This is a genomic window from Pontibacter kalidii, from assembly GCF_026278245.1.
Lineage (GTDB): Bacteria > Bacteroidota > Bacteroidia > Cytophagales > Hymenobacteraceae > Pontibacter > Pontibacter kalidii.
The window spans coordinates 2,335,481-2,353,885 of record NZ_CP111079.1 but is presented as its reverse complement, the minus strand read 5'-3'; the positions used below and the strand labels follow the sequence as shown (position 1 = coordinate 2,353,885).

Genomic DNA, 18,405 nt, shown 5'->3' with positions numbered 1-18,405 from the left:
TGCCGCTGTGCCTTCCTTCACAACTTTAAGGTACCTGATGCGAGGCAAATGAAAAACTTACCTGATACTGATTTATTTAAGCTAGTCCAGCAGGACAATGAACGGGCATTCACCATCCTGTTCGACCGTTACAAGGTCATTGTTTTCCGCCACGTGTTCAAGCGAGTAGGGGCAGAGTTTGAGGCTAGCGAGATACTCCAGAACATCTTCCTATCCCTTTGGAAGAACAGGAGCAGGATTAACATCGAAGATAGTTTAGGACCTTACCTGATGGGGGCGGCTCGTAACAGCGTGATGGCCCTATACGCCAGCAGCCAGAAAGAGCTGAAGCGGGCGCACCTGTTGCTCGAGCAGCCTGCACAGTTAACTTACCCGCAGGAGGAGTACCTGGTGGCCGAGGAGCTAGAGCAGCAGCTGAGGCGGGAGCTCTCCAAGATGCCTGAAACCATGAAGAAGGCCTTTGAGCTAAGCAGGTACGAGGATCTGACTGTGCGTGAGATAGCCGCTGCCCTTAATCTTTCTGAGCAGACGGTGAAGAACAACCTCAGCCTGGCCCTGCAGCGCCTGCGCGGAAAGCTCAAGGTGAGCCACTTTGTGCACGTTTCCCCTTTTCTTCATTTTTTGAGCTAACATAAGGGTAACAAATCCTTAACGGTACCTGCAGCCCTGTTTGCTAATTATATAGGTGAATGGGAACAACATCGGACACCGCCAAAGCAAAGGCCCTGCTCAGAAGATACCTGGCCGGCCAGTGCACCGCGCAGGAGCGGACGCAGGTAGAGAAATGGTACGCTGCCTTTGAGGAGGGGGCGCTACCTGATAAGGAGCTGGAGCTGGCGTCCATACGTGAGGTGGAGGAAAAACTAAAAGTTGCCATAAGTGGTGATGGTGAAGGCGCCAGGCTACGCATCTTACCCCTACAGGCACTATTGAAAGTTGCAGCTGTATTGGCGCTGGTAGTAACGGCCGCACTTACCTATTATAAGTATAAACCCGACGGCCAAGCGCTGCAGCACCTCCCTACAGAAATAGTAACTCAAAACAGGGAGCGTAAAGTGCTTCAGCTGCGGGATGGATCGGTGGTTCATCTTAACTCTGGCTCTAGGCTTGTTATCCAACCTAATTTCGGCAAATCCTCAATAGAGGTGTTCCTGACCGGGGAGGCTTTCTTTGATGTGGTATCAGATACCGAACGCCCATTTATTGTCAAAACACCTGCTATATCAACACGCGTACTTGGCACCTCTTTTAACGTGCAGGCCTACGACAACGAAAGTACAGCCTCTGTAGCGGTTGCCGAGGGCAAAGTGAGTGTGGCAAAGGAGAAGCAGGAGAGCGGTAACCCCTTTGATGAGAAACTATTCCCGGGCCGGAAGTTAACCTTTGTCAAGGCCGAGGGAATGTATGAAGTGAGCGACGCTAATGTGGAACAACTCAGCGCCTGGCGTCATGGGCTATCCTATTTTGATAACGAACCTATTGAGGCTATTGCCAGGAAACTGGAAAGAAAGTATGACCTTGAGATAAGTGTAACAGGGGATGTAAAACCCGAATGCAGGTACACTTTTTGGATCAGCGACGAACCCATCGAGAAAGTACTGGAAATACTGTCGCGCGTAGCCGGCATCACCTATACTATTCAATCAAACACCATCTTAATCAACACAGAAGCATGTAGCAGCATCACACCTCTTGGAAAGTAGCGGGAAATGCTGAGAACATTCCCCGCTATTGCCTCAGCTGAAGCAGCTGGGCAATCCTTAACGATTTACCATCATTAAAACAGCCAAAGATGCAATTAATATACTGTATATCAAATTTTAAACCAGAGAAAGCAAAACGCTTGGTACTCTGGATATTTTTAGCACTGTTTTTATTTGCAGCGCATACCGTAGCCGGTGCCAATACGGCTGAGGCCAAAACGCTTTATGACACTTATGTGACCATCAGCGCCAGGAACGAGCCGATCAAGAACATCATCGCCGAGATAGAGCGCGAGACGGACTTCTCCATCGCCTATAATTCCGGGGTGTTTGATGTAAGTAAAAGAATCTCCCTGGAAGTGAAAGAAGAGTCCCTGGACAAAGTATTCAGGAAGATGCTGGAGGGGTACAACGGCTCAGTGAAACAGCTCGACGACACACACATCATCATTCGGGTTGAGCAGCCTGACCTCAACCAAAACCCACGCCAGGACGGCAAAACGGTACAGGAACCGACGATTATCATTTCCGGGAAAGTACAGGAAGAAAGCGGTTCGGCTCTGCCAGGGGTAAGCGTGCATGTGAAAGGTACCACCCGGGGAACCACAACTGACGCCGAGGGACGCTTTACGCTAGAGGTGCGGCAAGGTGCCACCCTTGTGTTCAGCTACATCGGCTTTCTCGCTCAGGAAATACCTGTGGGCAACGCTGCCACTCTGAATGTAGTGATGCGCCCTGATGTGAAGGTGCTCAACGAAGTGGTGGTGGTAGGCTACGGCACAAAGCGACGGGACGAGGTGATCGGAGCGGTAGCCACAGTGCCTGTGGAGGATATCGACAGCAGAACCTACAGTAATACCGCAGAGGTGCTGCAGGGAACAGTGCCGGGCGTTACGGTGGTAAACAACGGCGGTAGCCCCACCTCCAGCCCTACGTTCAAGATCAGGGGTATCGGCTCCATTAACGACGAAAGCCCGCTGCTGGTAGTAGACGGAGTGGTGTACAATGGGTCGATCAACGCAATCAACCCGAAGGATATTGAAAGCATCAGCGTACTGAAAGACGCCTCGGCGGCTATCTATGGTGCCAGAGCCTCCGGTGGCGTGGTCCTGATCACTACCAAGCGTGGAACCAAGGGTACCCCCCGCGTAAGTATAAACTATCAGCAGGGCATCCAGCAAGTAGGCAAAAAGCTGGAGGCCTTGAATGCAGCGGAGTTTGCGGACGTAGTGAACAAGGTGAGGGCCGAAGGCAACCTGTCGCCGGACCCGGCCTTCGATCCAGCCATCTTCCCCGATGCCCGCACCACAAAAACCGTCTGGATGGACGAGATCTTCCAGACCGGAAAAGTATATGACCTGACGGCCTCTATAAGCGGAGGTTCGGATAAGTCGTCTTTCTTTGTGTCAGGTGGTTATCGTAAGAATGAGGGCATCCTGCTGAACACGCACTCCAGCAAGTTATCAGGCCGCATCAACTCTTCCTTCAAATTACGTGATAACATAACCATTGGGGAGAATTTCTCCTACTCCCTTACAAACGGCCAGTCCGGCAACACTACCAGTGCGCAGGAAGGCACTATCCTGACGGCCATTTTCTACCCTCCGAATGCCACGATTTACCGTGAGGACGGCTCCGGGAAGTTTGGCGGGGTGCCTGCGCAGTACTCCGGTTCTTACGGAGATGTGATCAACCCGGTGGCTTACCTGAAACGCCTGGACATCGACAACCCGGTAAACGAGGTGATGCTTAACCCATACCTGGAGTGGGACATCATTCCCGGGCTGAAGTTTAGAAGCAACTGGAGCTATACCCGCATCAAAAACGATGTGAAGCAGTTTAAAACCAAGATCACGGAGCCGGGTAAGATCTTCAACTTCAATGAGCTAACCCAAGGAAGCAGCACCTTCACCTCCTTTTTGAATGAGCAGACCCTGCAGTATGACTGGAGCTTCGGTTCGGATCATAACTTCAATGTACTGGTAGGCCATACGTTCGAGAAGTGGGCCAATGAAAATTTTGGGGTAACAGCCACTGGCTTCGAAAACGAGCTGGATAACCTGCGCTACCTGGATAACTCCACACAGGCCATCTCCATCGGCAAGTACTATGGTAGCGGGTCTGAAAGCGCGCTGGCATCTTACCTGGGCCGTTTGAACTACGCCTACAAAGGAAAATACCTGCTGGACGCCACCATCCGAAGAGACGGTACCTCAAAACTAACGAGCAAAAACCGCTGGGAGTGGTACCCTTCCCTGTCTGCAGGCTGGGTTCTTTCAAAAGAAGGCTTCCTGTCTGGCGTGGATGTAATCTCAAACCTGAAGCTGCGTGCCAGCTGGGGTAGAATCGGTAACCTGGGTGTGCTTGGTGACTATGCCTTCAGCATCCCGCTATCCAAAACACAGGGTTTGCTGGGCGAAACAGCCACCATCGTACCGGGCTTTGCCGAGACACAGTTATCTAACCCGAACCTGAAGTGGGAGGTGTCGGAGCAGACGAACATAGGCCTTGATTTCGGTCTGTTTAACGAGCACTTTATCGGTAGCCTGGACGTGTTCTCGAAAGTGAATGAGCAGATGCAGCTGAGCCAGGTACTACCGGGTGTTGCCGGTACACCAAGAGGGCAGATCATCAACGCCGGTAAAATGAAGAACCGTGGCCTGGAGGCTGGATTGACATACCAGAACACTGTTGGCGACTTTAGCTACAGCTTTACCGGTAATATGGCCTTCCTGGACAACGAGTTGGTGGAGCTCTACGATGGTAGCACTTCATTCATGACGGGTTCCCGTGTCAGAAGCCTTCCGCAGCCAAACATCGCGATGGTAGGTGAGGCGTTCAACTCCTTCTATGGCTACAGAACCGCTGGCCTGTTCCGGTCTGACGAAGAGGCTGCAGGCTATGTGAACCAGGAAGGCGAACGCTACCAGCCCAATGCACGCGGAGGAGACATCAGGTTTGTCGACATCGACGGGGACGGTTCTATCAACAGCGACGACCAAGTAGTGCTGGGCAACCCGTTCCCCGAAGTGAGCTTCAGCCTGAACGGAAACTTTGCCTACAAAGGCTTTGACCTGAACGTGTTCTTCCAGGGCGTGCGTGGCAACGAGGTATTTAACGCGGTGAAGTATACCGGCCTGAATGCCTCCTTCCCCGGCTACAACATGCTGAGCGAGATTAAAGGTGCCTGGACGCCGCAGAACCCGGACTCCTCTATACCGCGCATCTCTTACACGGATGCCAACAATAACTTCGGCAGAATCTCTGACTTCTACATTGAGGATGGCTCCTACCTGCGACTCAAGAACCTCACGCTTGGTTATACGTTGCCTGAGAGCCTGCTCAAAGGTATACAACCACGGTTTTACCTGACTGCCCAGAACCTGTTTACCATTACCGACTACTCGGGAATGGACCCAGAGGTAGGGCTGAGCAACCAAGGCCTGGATCTGGGCATGTACCCTGTCGCCAAGACATACCTGATCGGAGTGGACCTTACCTTTTAACCTTACTTAATTCTAGTAAAAATGAAACGATACATTCTTGTCTTGCTGTCTGCCATTACCCTGGCAGGCACTGCCTGCGAAGAGCGGCTTGATTTGGAGCCACAGGGAGCTCCCTCTTCCGCCAACTTTTGGAAAACAGAGGAAGATGCCATTGCAGGTGTAAACAGTATTTACGCTTTGTACAGTAGCAACAGCATGTATGGGTCCGGTGCTTTCTGGTATGTTAACGCCAGCGACGACATCAGCACCAAGGCAACCGGAAACGCCGACCGCTATAAGTACTTCCAGCTGGATGGCAATGAGTCGGAGACCAGAAGCGTCTGGTCAATCCACTACCAGGCCATGAAGCGTGCTAACGACGCTATCCGCAATATCCCGTCTATCCCGATGGAAGAGAAGATGAAAAAGCGCCTGCTGGGCGAGGCTTACTTTAACCATGCCGTGATGCACCTGGAGCTGGCCTATCGCTACGGAGATCATCGGGCGGGAATCCCGATACAGAACCGTGAGAACCCGGAGGACATCTATATCCCAAGGGCAAAAAGTGTGGCGGATAACTACGCCTACATTGTGGCTGATCTGCAGAAGGCGGCAGAGCTGCTCCCTTTCTTTTCCGAACTGAACAAGTCGGACTATGGCAGGGCACACAATACCGCTGCCTGGGCTTATCTGGCCAGAACATACCTGTACGCCAAAGACTGGGAGAACACGGTGAAGTATGCCGACCTGGTGATCAACAGTGGTCAGCACAGGCTTTTGGAGAACTATGCCGATGTGTTCACAATTGCCTCTAACTGGTCGCCGGAGTACATCTGGTCGGTGACGAACAGTGCGCAGTTTCCTAACAGCGTGGGGTCTATTTTCCCGGGTATAATGCTGGAGGACAAAGGGTGGGGCCTCTATAACGGATGGGGGCAGATCTACCCGACCAAAGAGCTGGTGGATTCGTTTGAACCGAACGATGAAAGAAAAGCGGTTACTATCCTTGAAACGGGCGATAAGTTCATGTTCTTCGGAGAGGAAAGAACCTACAATGTCGGTGCGTTTAAGGTAAGTGCCAGTAACCGTTCCGGTTACCAGTTCAACAAGTACATGGAGCCTTATAGCTATCCTAATCCAACCGGCACCTACATCAACGCCAATGGTAACCGCCCGACAACGGCCATGAACGTTCCGCTGTTGCGCTATGCAGATGTGATCCTGATGAAGGCAGAGGCCTTGCTGATGCTGGGCCGAAACGCAGATACGGAGATCAACCAGATCAGGGAACGCGCCGGGCTGGAGCCTATTGCTGGGGCTACGATGGAAGACCTGAAGCGAGAGCGAAGAAGTGAGTTTGCAGGCGAGTGGACAGACCGTCACTGGGATCTGGTACGTTGGGGCGATGCACAGAAAGTATATGCGCAGCCACTGCACCACGCCGACGGCCATGTAATTTACGAGGGCAGGTCATTCAACCCATCGGTGCACCACGTCTGGCCAATTCCGCCAGATGAGATCCGTGCAAGCAAGGGAACGCTGACTCAAAATGAAGGCTGGTAATTTTAAAGATGATGAGACACATAGCGATACTTGCCTTGCTTTTATCCCTGCTTGTGCCTGATGCCCTTGCGCAGAAAGCTAAAAAACAGGATAAAACCAACTACCACCTCATCGCGCACCGCGGGGGAGTGGTAGACAGTACCTCTGCCGAGAACAGCCTGGCGGCGCTGCAAAAAGCAGCAGATAAGGGCTATTACATGGTAGAACTAGACCTTCGGCTAACCAAAGACAGTGTGCTGATCATTCACCACGACCGGAATTTTAAACGCTATTACGGCGTGGATACCCCGGTTGGGGAAATGACCTGGGACGAGGTGAGCCAGTTGGTAGGTGACAGAGGCAACAGCGTGCTGAAGTTTGAGGAAGCGCTGAAGTTTTGCAGCGAGAATGGGCTTGAGGTAATGGTAGACAACAAGATCAGGGGAAATGATACAACCCTGTTTACGGGAGTGGTCGACCTGCTGAAGCAGTACAACCTACATACCAATGCCCTGATGATCGGTACGGAGGAATCCACGGAGTTTTTCACCGGTAAGATCAAGCTGAGTTGTACCCGGAAGCAACTGGAGGATAATATGAAGAAGCCTGGTTACAAGCCCTCTCATTACTATCTTTTTTCCGGTAACATCTCCAAGGAGGAAGCTAAATGGGCCAGCAAAAATAAAATCATGGCAGTCGGTGCCATCAACGCATGGGGGATGAAGTCGGCTGATAAAATGGAGGAGGCCCGCGAGCGTGCCAATGCACTTAAGGCGTCCGGGGTAAAATACTTCCAGATCGACTCGATTTTCGATGTCTTCTTCCAATAAAATTTATTAACACGCAGGCCGGCAGCTTTCTTGGCTGACGGCCTGCTTATTTGTAAACCAATGAAGTATAGCATACTACTGCTTTTGGCAGGATTATTAACAATACATGAGGCAAAGGCACAGTCACAAGCTGACTTTACGCACGATGTGAAGGGTGAAGCATTCCCGTGGACGCATACGGACTTCAAAAATAAGCCCGAGAATTTCAGTTTTGCTATCGTGGCAGACAGGACCAACGGGCACCGGATCGGTGTGTTCCGAAGTGCTATGGAGAAAGTAAATGACCTGCAGCCGGAATTCGTGCTCAGTGTGGGCGATCTGATAGAAGGATACACCACCGACACGGTGGAGTTGCGAAGACAATGGAACGAATTTAACGGTTTGTTGAAACCCCTGCAAATGCCTTTCTTCCGGGTGCCTGGTAACCACGATGTGTCCAATGATGTACAAAAGGCGCTGTGGGCAAAGCAGTTTGGCCGCGACTACTACCATTTCATATACAAGGATGTCCTGTTCCTGATCCTCAACTCAACTGATGGAGATGGAGTGCCCTTTAGCGAGCAGCAGCTAACCTATGCTGAGAAAACCATCCAGAACAACCCGAACGTACGCTGGACCTTCGTGCTGATGCACCACCCGGTCTGGAACAAGCGGGAGGAGAATGGTTTCTACAGAGTGGAGAAAGCATTGGCTGATCGGAAGTTTACTGTTATCGCCGGACACACTCACCGCTACATGGCCTCGGTACATAACGATCGTAACTACTATGTGCTGGCAACGACTGGGGGGAGCACCCGCCTTCGGGGTTATGAGTTTGGGGAAACAGACCACATCAGTTGGGTCACGATGACAGATCAGGGGCCGTCGCTGGTTAACCTGGAGCTCGAAGGTATCCTGAAAGACAATTTCTCTAACGAGCGGACCCGCCAGTTGGGCACTACCCTAGCCGGAGATGCAGCCTTCAAACCGGTAGTGCTACTGCCGGCTGCAGGAGGGGCAGGAGAGGGAAGGGTGTATCTGGACCTTCGCAATAACGCAGACCTGCCACTACAGGTAGAGACCCGCTTTTTCCAGCATCCGTCGCTGCATGTTTCCGGAAACCCTGGGAAAGTTACGCTGCCAAAGGGAGCACAGCAGCAACTGGCTTTGGGGCTTCGGCCCATCGGCAACAACGGCCCCGTAGCAGGCGATACGCTACACATGCAGTACAGTTATCAGTATGTTTCCGACGAGCAAGGTTTGCCGCATCTGGCAGGAACTTTTGATCTACCGGTAAAAGCAACTGCCCCGGAGATCATTGAAAGAAGTATGCCTGTATTCACCTCCTCCAAGCAAGTAGAGATAAAGCATGACTTTGAAGGTGCTAAGGTCGTGTATACCCTGGACGAGAGTGAGCCGGGGCCTGACTCTAAAGTATACGACAAGCCATTTACCATCAATCGCAGCACCACAGTTAAAGCAAAGCTGATTACCGAAAAGGGAGACGCTGCAAGCTTGCCTGAGTCTGCAACATTTGAAAAACTTGCTTTCATGAAGCCTGAGAAGGTGCGAAAGAAAGACGTGACAAAGGGCTTGAAGTATACGTACTATGAAGGCAGCTTCAAAAAAGTGCCGGATTTCTCTACCTTGAAACCGATCAAAGCGGGTGTTTTAAAAAGCTTTGACCTGGATGCGGTTAAACAGCGGGCGAATCAGTTCGCAGTACTTATTGAGGGGTATGTGGAGATTGAGGAAGACGATCTGTATACTTTCTTCCTGACGTCAGACGACGGTGCCAAGCTCTTTATTGGAGATCAACTTATTGTAGATAACGATGGCTCGCACAGTGCCAGGATGAGAAAGGGGTATTCTGCCCTGAGGAAAGGGCTGCATCCTTTCCGCATTGAGTATTTCGAGGATTTTGATGGCGAGTTGATCCAATTGGAATATGCTGGAGAGGGAAAGGCACGGAAAGAAGTACCATTCAATAATTTCTATAGGAGCAAGTAAGCGCTTGAGGCATCGAGTTGACGCTTTTGCGTATTGGCTCAGCTAACAGTCGCATTGTGAGACCCTTTCAGCATTACCACCTTAAACCGAACAGAGACCATTTGGTTTTACCACGGCTGCGTGTATGATGGGGAATACCTCGACCTGAAATAAGTTGATGAGGCTGATACAGAGCAACTAATTTCAGGGCGAGACCTCCAATTTCTAGAAATTGGAGGTTCTTTTTAGACTGTTTTACCTTGGGTTCCTGCTTCATGGGACGAGGCGCATTCATAAGTCTCCCACCTAAAACGCTGTTTAGATTCGAGTGGCACCTGCCGGTTACATCTTCAATACATTGGATTTGGAGCAGCGGCATATCATGTATATCTAATTGAGTTGTTCCTTTTACAGTTCTTTCTCAAACATAATAATGCCGAAGCTCACTTTCTTTAAATTAGTTTTAACAAATCAGTGTGCCCTTTTCCTTTATAGCGTGCTGTAAAAGACATGCTGTAAAATTCTGATGGTGTGTGACCGGTGAGGGTAGTGCCCGCTGTTATGCCTCATAAACTTAATATATCTTTAATATCCGATAGATAGATCTTGATGCGTAACGGGTTTTTTTTGGTCATGGATGCATGGAGCACCTGAATAGAAGTGAGTTGCTATTATTGTGAGCGACCAGACGTTATCTTTTTCGAAACAGGTAGTTGGTAGCCGAGTAGGGTACATGAATTCTCCGGGTGGCGGTGTGTAACATCGTCAGCCAGTTCACCTTCATGTTTTCTTGAAAGTAGGGGTGACTAGTGCCTTTATCAGGATCAGGTAGGAGTGGTATGAATTTTCTTTTTCTACTCCCATCCCTGGTGTTTTCTTATAGCTGCAAATAATAGCGGATTCTGTAACTCCTGAGATTAGTAGATACTTCTTTGAAAACGGAAAATGCTTCTATCAAACTAAAAAAATATTTCATTAATCTATACTTATTAAAGTGACCATGAAAAAAGGAATCCTATTAGGGGGTATGCTACTCCTGAGTCTTGGGGCGCAGGCGCAGTCGACCGTTACGGGCTATGTGTTTGAGGACGCCAACGGCAACGGGAAAAAGGAGCGGCGCGAACCGGGCGTGGGCCAGGTGGCCGTCACCAACGGCCGGGAGGTCGTGCTCACAGACCAGAAGGGGAAATACACCCTGCCCGTGGGCCAGGACAACATCATCTCCGTGATCAAGCCCAGCGACTACCGGGTTCCCCTTAACGGGGAGAACCTGCCCCAATTCTACTACATCCACAAGCCTGCGGGCTCCCCGGAGCTGAAGTTCAAGGGCGTGGCGCCCACCGGCAAGCTGCCTAAGTCTGTTGACTTTGCCCTGGTGCCGGCCAGGGAGGATGAGTCGTTTTCGGCCCTCCTGTTCGGCGACCCCCAGCCCTACAACCTGCAGGAGGTGGACTACTTCGCCCGGGGCATCGTCTCAGAGGTGGAGGGCGTCAAGGGTGTGGCCTTCGGCCTGAGCCTGGGCGACCTGGTGGGTGACAATCTCTCGCTCTTCAACCCCTACATCGCAGCGGTTCAGAAGGTGGGCATCCCCTGGTACAACCTGCTGGGTAACCACGACCTGGATTTCGATGCGGCGGCAGACTCGCTCTCGGACGAGACCTTTGAGGCCCACTTCGGCCCGGCCAACTACGCCTTCAACTACGGCAAGGTGCACTTCATTGTGCTCGACGACGTGCTCTACCCCGACCCGCGCGACGGGAAAGGCTACTGGGGTGGCTTTCGGAAGGACCAGCTGGATTTCGTGGAGAATGACCTGCGGCACGTGCCCAAGGACCACCTGGTGGTACTGGCCTTCCACATCCCCATCAGCGAGTCTGGTGGCGGGGATGCCTTCAGGGATGAGGACAGGCAGCGGCTTTTCGACCTGCTGAAGGACTTCCCCCACACGCTCTCGCTGTCGGCCCACACGCACCTGCAGCGGCAGGACTTCTTCTTCAAGGAGGATGGCTGGCGTCAGGAGAAGCCCCACCACCATTACAACGTGGGCACGACCTCGGGTGATTGGTACTCCGGGCGCTTGGACGAGAAGGGCCTGCCGGAGTCTACCATGCGTGACGGCACCCCTAAGGGCTACGCCTTCCTCAGGTTCGAGGGGAACAGGTACGTGATTGACTACAAGGTGGCCGGCCGGCCGCAGGAGCACCAGATGGAGGTGTTCGCCCCCAAGGTGGTGGAGCAAGGCAGAAATACATCGGCAGGCATCTATGCCAACTTCTTCATGGGCAGTGAGCAGGATACGGTCATGTACAGGGTCGATGGTGGAGAGTGGAAGGCGATGAGCTATGAGGAAGACTACGACCCATCTTTCCTGGGCAGGCTGCACGTGTGGGACTACACTGAGGAGTTGTTGCCAGGAAGAAGACCCTCCAACGCCGTGCGCTCCACTCACTTGTGGCGGGGCAGAATTCCCGCCAAACTGGAAGTAGGGGAACACACCATCGAGGTGAAGGTTACCGACATGTTCGGCAGGGTCTTCACCCAAAAAGGCACCTACCGGATAGAGGCAAGGAAAGAGGTGCAATAAGGCTCTAAAAGCTCTCCATCATCGCCCCGTGCCCCGTGTTCTTCGATGCCATAGGCTCTGCCTGAGCCAGGAATCGCATGAGCAGGAGAGGAGATTTATTTCTCAGTTATCCAGATTTGATTGGGAAGTTTTTATGATATTTGTAAGGAACCTGTGGGCAGTTGCTCACAGGTTTTTTTGCACATCTGCAGGCTCCTAGGGTGTGTCTGAAAAATAAGGTTTTAGGCAGATTCGCATAAAAGCCATAAAGGTGTTGGCTAGTTTATCGAACCGGCAGGCGAACCTTCTCATCTCCTTGAGTCTACCAAAGAGTCTCTCAATGATATTTCTTTTGCTGTAGATGTCCTTCTTCATCTTAGGTGGTCTTCCTCTTCTTCTGCACTTGTTGCCTTGCGGGAGTGCTCTTTCAGGAATTTGAGCTTTTATGAGCCTCTCCCGCAGGGCTTTTCTGATGCTCTGGCTATCATAGCCCTTATCAGCCACCACGACTCCAGGCTTTTTCTCCTCCAACTCCAGGAGCCGGAGAAACTGGGATGCTTCACCGGCCTGTCCACCGATCAAAAGCACCTGCAGCGGGAAGCCCCTGCCACAGCATAGCAGGGGCACCTTGGTGGAGAAGCCGCCCCTGGACCTGCCTAGGGCCTAGTCTGCCCCTTCTTTTTTTAGCCCCAGCCGCAGCCTTGTACGCCTTGTTGATCGTGGCGTCCATAAACCAGGTATTCAGGTCCAAACATCCGTCCTGCTGCAGGCGCAGCCTTAGCCTCTTTAGGATCCGCACGAACACGCCGCGCTGCTGCCATTTTCGAAACCTGTCATACACTGTCTGCCAGGGGCCGTACTTCTCGGGCAAGTCTCGCCAGGGGCTGCCTGAGCACAGGATCCAGAAGATGCCATTGAGCAGCTCCGTGTCCGACCTGCTGGGCCTGCCTTTGCCGTCCGCTCTGATCGATGGCTGCGGCAGCGCCTCTCGTATAAGCTCCCACTGCCGCTGACTTAACTCGTATCTGCCGTGGCTCATCTGCTAGCTTCCCTCCAAATCCCATAACTCCGGCAGAATCAACTAAATCCCATTTTTCAGAAACAACCTAGTACAATAGGGTTAAAGAACCGAAGCGCAGAAGTTACTAATCATTTGTTTAAAAATATTGTTTGATAATTTGCTGGTGAGTTTATTTAGTAATACTTTTGTCCCAGAAATAAGAATACCGGAGTGGAAACTGAATTATCAACAGAAGAACGGATCAAGGAGGCAGCCAAGAAAGTTTTCCTGGAGAAAGGTTTTGATGGCACCACTACCCGCGATATAGCCCGGGAAGCCGGCCTTAGTATTGCTATGATGAATTATTATTTCCGTAGCAAAGAAAAACTGTTCAACATAGTTTATGAAGAGTTGATAAGGGAATACTTTCAATCCACGCTGGACATTATGGACAAACCAGGGGATTTGAAGCAAAAACTATCTGCTTTAGTCGACAATTTTTTTAATCTATTTAAAAAGAACCGTCGGTTATCTACTTTCATAAATTATGAGTTAAAGAGAAACCCAGATCACTTGCTGAAGACATTTGATATAGGGCCCCTGGTAAAAAAATCGTTATTTATACAGCAACTTCAGGATGCAATCAATAAAGGAGAAATACGGGCAATAAATTCTGATCATGTATTATTTCTACTGCTTCCTAATGTTCAGTTTTTATACGAAAATGACGAACTAAACAAAAAGATTCTCCTAATGGACGAAGCTGATTATGATCAGTTTGCTCAAGAGCATTTACAAATAGTTAAGGAAATGATTTTTGGCCATTTGTTCTTGGATAATTGATGCATTTTTTTTGACACATAGTCAATCAAATGATTTAATCAATATTTTAATCAAAGCGTTTGATTCATTTAAAGAACAAAGGCATATTTTTAAACTTCATTTAATCATTTGATTGAATCAATCGTTTGACCTTATATTTTAATCGTTGTTTCACTTGGCTTAGCTGGATTACGAAAAGGGGTTTATATAAATAAAGCATCATTTTATTAAACATTTATCATTAACAATATCAATCTAAATAAAACATTACTCATGTTCAATAACACAAGAACAGATCGAAGAATAGCTTCTTCAGTCCTTACCTTGATGGTAGGTCTTGCTCTATCTTCCTGCGGAAAAGACGAACCTAAACAACTGGTTCAGGTAGTGCCAAAAGTTTCGGTTAAAGAGATTTCAGCAATTGCCCAGCAACAGGAGCTAATCTATTCTGGTAATATAGAACCAGAAAATACAGCCCATATTGGCTTTGCTGTTCCAGGTGTTGTTAACAATATCCATGTAGTGGAAGGGCAACGTGTTACGAAGGGAGAATTATTGGCATCTATTGATGCATCGGAGTATGTAAATGCCTTAGCTATTGCCAATGCTCAGTTGGAGCAGGCAGAAGACATGTACAGCCGCCTAGATGGCCTTTATAAGAAGGGAAGCCTTCCGGAAAAAGATTATATTGATATTAAAACAAAAGTTGCGCAAGCGAGAGCAAACAAAAGTATTAACGCTAAACGCATCAAGGATAGCAGGTTGTATGCCCCAATAACAGGTATCATAAGCGCTAAAATGGTGGAGCGGGGTAGTACGGCAGCTCCCGGCGTACCCGCTTTTACCATTATTAAAACCGATCAGGTATATGCCCGGATTTCGGTTCCGGAGAGTGAGGTTGGAGCTATAAGCAATGGCATGAGTAGCGCCGTCTATGTTCCTACCCTAGAGGATACCATTCATGGGAATATAACTATTATTAATCCGCAGGCCGATCCGGTTTCTAAAACCTACGCTGTTAAGATAAAGCTGCTTAACCCTGATGGCAAGCTACTGCCCGGCATGCTGGCGGAGGCAAAAATTCAAACTGGCAAAGCAGTAAATGTTATTGCTATTCCGGCACCGTCTGTGGTGCGGGATGCCGACGGCCTAACCTATGTATTTGTAACTAACGATCAAAATAAAGCTATTCGCAGGCGTGTTACTACGAGCAATGTCACTGGCAATAACGAAGTAATTATCTCCCAGGGTTTAACCGCCGGGGACAAAGTGGTGGTAGCAGGCCAAACCCGTCTCAAAGATGGCTCTACAGTCACTTTCTAATTCATCAACCTCCCATTCGCCTTCTTATAAAAAGAGATGAAACAAAAAATGAATATCATAGAAGCGGCTATGAAATACAAGCAGATTACGCTTGTAGTAACCGGTTTGCTTTTATTGCTGGGTACCTACGCCCTGCTGAACATGCCCCGGGCTGAAAACCCTAAAATTGATATGCCTTTAGCCATGGTAGTGGCTATTTACCCTGGCGCCGATGAATTACAAACTGAACAACAGGTAACCAACAAAATAGAACAATACCTGTTTTCTTTTGAAGAAGTAGATAAAAAGAAAACGGTTTCCCAGACCAAAGATGGGCAAGTCTTTATTACCGTATACCTGCACACGTCGGTGCAAGACCGCAAGAAATTCTGGGGTACATTGCAACACGGTTTAAATACAAGCCTCCGCGCCAATTTACCCCAGGGCGTTATCGGGCCCATTGTAGACAGTAATTTTGGGGATGTTACCGCTCAAATCATCACCTTGTCTTCCCAAACCCGCAGCTATGCGGAACTGGAGGAATACATGGATAAGCTGGAAGATGGACTAAAGGTAATTCCTACGGTGTCCAAAATTAATCGGTCAGGGGGGCAAAAGCAACAAATCTATGTTACCCTGAATGATAATAAGATCCGCCAGTTTGGTTTTGATATTTCCAACATTATCCAAACCCTGCAAGGCCAGAATGTTACCAGCTATTCCGGGGAGGTAACCATGGGAGCCCACACGATTCCCGTACATACCAATGGTCAGTTTAAAACGGAAGCAGATATTGCCAACCAGATGGTGTACACCACCCCGCAAGGAAATGTGGTGCGTCTGAAAGATGTAGCCACAATTAAACGCCGGTACGAAGAAGTAAGCTCCTACGTTCGCATGGGGGACTTAAAAACCATGGTGCTTTCCATTGAAATGCAGCCGGGTAATAACATTGTGCAGTTCGGGCAGGTGGTAGAAGAGAAACTAGCCGGTATACAAAGCACCTTTCCGGATGATATTAAAATTGATACCATTGTAAGCCAGCCGGAACTCGTTGGGGACAGCATCTCACATTTCCTGAAAGAGTTTGCCATGGCCATTATAGCTGTTATTGCGGTAGTGATGCTACTATTGCCAATCCGGGTAGCAGCCGTAGCCTCGCTGGCGGCACCCATTTCCATCCTTATTACTTTTGGTATTATCAATATAATAGGGATAGAGTTGCACCAGGTAACCCTTGCCGCTTTGATTATTGTGTTGGGCATGGTGGTAGACAATGCGATTGTGGTAGTAGATAATTACATCGAAAAACTAGACGAAGGCATTACTCCCTGGACAGGAGCCTGGCAGGCAGCTCAACAGCTATCGCTTCCTATTTTTACTGCCACCCTAGCTATTATATTCGCTTTCGCCCCGCTTGCATTATTCATGGATGGCATTGCTAAAGATTTTATTGCAGCACTACCAATAACCGTTGCTGTTGCTTTGATTGTATCTATGCTGGTGGCACTGTTATTAACGCCCTATACCTGCTATGTATTTATCAAAAAAGGGTTAAAACATAAAATGGACGAACGTACTGTAAGGCGTAAATCCATGCTTGATTATTTACAAAAAGGCTTCAATGTCGGTGTGGAAGCAGCATTCCGCTGGCCTAAAACAACAATTGGTGGAGCGGCTCTCGCGGTGGTATTGGCTTTGGTGCTGGCCGGTAAAGTGGAACAGGAGTTTTTCCCCTTGAGCGAAACCAAGCAATTCAATGCCGAGATATGGATGCCATTGGGTACCTCTTTGGAGGAGACCGATAAAGTAGCCAAAAGAGTAGAAGCAGAACTAAAGAAGGATAAACGCGTTCTGAAAACCGCCACTTTCGTGGGTACCAGTTCGCCCCGTTTTAATATTTCTTACGCCCCGGAAATGCCCCGGACCAGCTACGCCCAGATTTTTGTTATCGCTGAAAATTCGGATGCTGTTAATGATCTGGTAAAAGAATATCTGCCCAAGTTCCAAGGTTTCGTGCCGGATGGCAACATCAACCTGCGCCAGTTAAGTATGCAGGAAGGTGCGCCCATAGCTGTCCGCATTATTGGCGAAAATATAAACGATCAGAAACAAGTAGCAGAGCAGGTAAAAGCCATTCTGGAAAAAACCAAAGGGACCAACTGGGTAAGAACCGACTACATGAACGACTATTTTGGCTTGTCGCTCAAACCGAAAGAAGATGCGGCAATGCGTTTAGGCGTTCCGAACCAGGTTATAACGCAAACGTTGGGTGCCGGCTTAAAAGGATTTGCTGTTACCCAGATTTGGGAAGGGGATAAGCCGGTTGATGTATTCCTCCGCCTGTCTGCTAACAATCGTGATAATTACAATGATATAGCAAACCTGACCATCAATACGATGCACGGGGGAAAAGTACCATTGAAAGAAGTTGCCGATCTGACCCCTGCGTGGCATACCGGCGTAATTGCCCACCGCAATGGCCTGCGTACCCTGACGGTTTTATCGGAGGCCCAGCTAGGGGTAAAAGCTTCGGTTATTCTGAAAGAAGCACAGCCGCAGATTGAGAAGCTGCAACTGCCGGATGGAATACGCATTGAATACGGTGGTGATGCCGAGTCGAGCGCCGAAAATGCCCCAGGCATGGCCATGGCTTTGGGAACCAGCCTTATCCTGATTCTGCTGACCCTCTTGTTCCAATTTAAGACATTTGGTAAGGCCCTGATTATCCTGGCTACCTTCCCACTAAGTTTATTAGGTGCTTTCCTTGGCTTGTATCTAACAGGTAACCCAATGGGTATGACCGCTTTTATGGGCATAATCAGTCTTATAGGCATTGTGGTCCGCAACGGTATCATTCTGGTAGATTATGCCGATGAGCTGGTGCTGGACCATGGATACACCATTAAAGCAGCGGCTTTAGCGGCGGCTAAACGCCGGATGCGCCCCATCTTCCTAACTTCTGCGGCGGCGGCAGTAGGAGTAGTGCCCATGATTATCGGCAAATCCCCGATGTGGGCGCCGCTGGGCAGCGTGCTGGCCTCGGGCCTTATCGTATCCATGATCCTGACCCTTTTTGTGGTACCGGTTCTGTACTTTCTATTTGTAAAGCCTAGAAAAGAGGAGGATTTGAATATGACAGGAGCAGAAGAAATCCAATACAAGCCTTCCCATCACCATGCTTAGTAGT

Annotated in this window: 10 protein-coding genes and 1 pseudogene; 10 read left to right on the top strand and 1 reads right to left on the bottom strand. The window is 49.6% G+C overall.

Annotation, left to right across the window (positions count from 1 at the left end; translation table 11 throughout):
- Positions 1 to 48 precede the first annotated feature (48 nt).
- The 7 genes from OH144_RS10060 to OH144_RS10030 all read left to right on the top strand — a co-directional run bounded on the left by OH144_RS10060 (position 49) and on the right by OH144_RS10030 (position 12,112).
- Positions 49 to 630, top strand: coding sequence for an RNA polymerase sigma factor (locus OH144_RS10060; RefSeq protein ID WP_266206172.1), 582 nt, complete (start codon positions 49 to 51; stop codon positions 628 to 630).
- 59 nt (positions 631 to 689) lie between these two features.
- The gene (locus OH144_RS10055) at positions 690 to 1,703 is read left to right on the top strand and encodes a FecR family protein (RefSeq protein ID WP_266206171.1); all 1,014 of its coding nucleotides are present in this window, start codon (positions 690 to 692) and stop codon (positions 1,701 to 1,703) included.
- Positions 1,704 to 1,843: 140 nt separating this feature from the next.
- Positions 1,844 to 5,209: a TonB-dependent receptor gene (locus OH144_RS10050; RefSeq protein ID WP_266206170.1), complete on the top strand. Its 3,366-nt coding sequence runs from the start codon at positions 1,844 to 1,846 to the stop codon at positions 5,207 to 5,209.
- Between the two features lie 21 nt (positions 5,210 to 5,230).
- Positions 5,231 to 6,751 carry a RagB/SusD family nutrient uptake outer membrane protein gene (locus OH144_RS10045; protein WP_266206169.1) on the top strand — a complete coding sequence of 507 codons (1,521 nt, stop codon included), beginning with the start codon at positions 5,231 to 5,233 and terminating at the stop codon, positions 6,749 to 6,751.
- An 8-nt stretch (positions 6,752 to 6,759) separates the two neighbouring features.
- Positions 6,760 to 7,560: a glycerophosphodiester phosphodiesterase gene (locus tag OH144_RS10040; protein WP_266206168.1), complete on the top strand. Its 801-nt coding sequence runs from the start codon at positions 6,760 to 6,762 to the stop codon at positions 7,558 to 7,560.
- 60 nt (positions 7,561 to 7,620) lie between these two features.
- Entirely contained in the window at positions 7,621 to 9,549 is a 1,929-nt protein-coding gene (locus OH144_RS10035; protein WP_266206167.1) for a PA14 domain-containing protein, read from the top strand.
- A gap of 979 nt (positions 9,550 to 10,528) precedes the next feature.
- Complete coding sequence (locus tag OH144_RS10030) at positions 10,529 to 12,112, top strand: calcineurin-like phosphoesterase family protein (protein ID WP_266206166.1); 1,584 nt, start codon at positions 10,529 to 10,531, stop codon at positions 12,110 to 12,112.
- A gap of 195 nt (positions 12,113 to 12,307) precedes the next feature.
- On the opposite strand, the pseudogene OH144_RS21520 reads toward OH144_RS10030, so the two are convergent.
- Positions 12,308 to 13,097: pseudogene (locus OH144_RS21520) on the bottom strand (IS5 family transposase); the annotation flags it as partial.
- A gap of 225 nt (positions 13,098 to 13,322) precedes the next feature.
- Between OH144_RS21520 and OH144_RS10015 the strand changes: the two are divergent.
- The 3 genes from OH144_RS10015 (at position 13,323) to OH144_RS10005 (ending at position 18,401) form a co-directional block, all read left to right on the top strand.
- Positions 13,323 to 13,934, top strand: a complete 612-nt coding sequence (locus OH144_RS10015; RefSeq protein WP_266206163.1) for a TetR/AcrR family transcriptional regulator — start codon at positions 13,323 to 13,325, stop codon at positions 13,932 to 13,934.
- Between the two features lie 252 nt (positions 13,935 to 14,186).
- Positions 14,187 to 15,236, top strand: coding sequence for an efflux RND transporter periplasmic adaptor subunit (locus OH144_RS10010; protein WP_266206162.1), 1,050 nt, complete (start codon positions 14,187 to 14,189; stop codon positions 15,234 to 15,236).
- Between the two features lie 36 nt (positions 15,237 to 15,272).
- Positions 15,273 to 18,401 (top strand): efflux RND transporter permease subunit, encoded by a 3,129-nt coding sequence (locus OH144_RS10005; protein ID WP_266206161.1) that lies wholly within the window; start codon positions 15,273 to 15,275, stop codon positions 18,399 to 18,401.
- The last annotated feature ends 4 nt before the right edge of the window (positions 18,402 to 18,405 follow it).

Excerpts from the sequence above, each read along its gene's own strand:
- OH144_RS10060 (WP_266206172.1), top strand. The coding sequence starts at position 49 with ATGAAAAACTTACCTGATACTGATTTATTTAAGCTAGTCCAGCAGGAC.
- OH144_RS10055 (WP_266206171.1), top strand. The coding sequence starts at position 690 with ATGGGAACAACATCGGACACCGCCAAAGCAAAGGCCCTGCTCAGAAGA.
- OH144_RS10045 (WP_266206169.1), top strand. The coding sequence starts at position 5,231 with ATGAAACGATACATTCTTGTCTTGCTGTCTGCCATTACCCTGGCAGGC.
- OH144_RS10040 (WP_266206168.1), top strand. The coding sequence starts at position 6,760 with ATGATGAGACACATAGCGATACTTGCCTTGCTTTTATCCCTGCTTGTG.
- OH144_RS10035 (WP_266206167.1), top strand. The coding sequence starts at position 7,621 with ATGAAGTATAGCATACTACTGCTTTTGGCAGGATTATTAACAATACAT.
- OH144_RS10030 (WP_266206166.1), top strand. The coding sequence starts at position 10,529 with ATGAAAAAAGGAATCCTATTAGGGGGTATGCTACTCCTGAGTCTTGGG.
- OH144_RS10010 (WP_266206162.1), top strand. The coding sequence starts at position 14,187 with ATGTTCAATAACACAAGAACAGATCGAAGAATAGCTTCTTCAGTCCTT.
- OH144_RS10005 (WP_266206161.1), top strand. The coding sequence starts at position 15,273 with ATGAAACAAAAAATGAATATCATAGAAGCGGCTATGAAATACAAGCAG.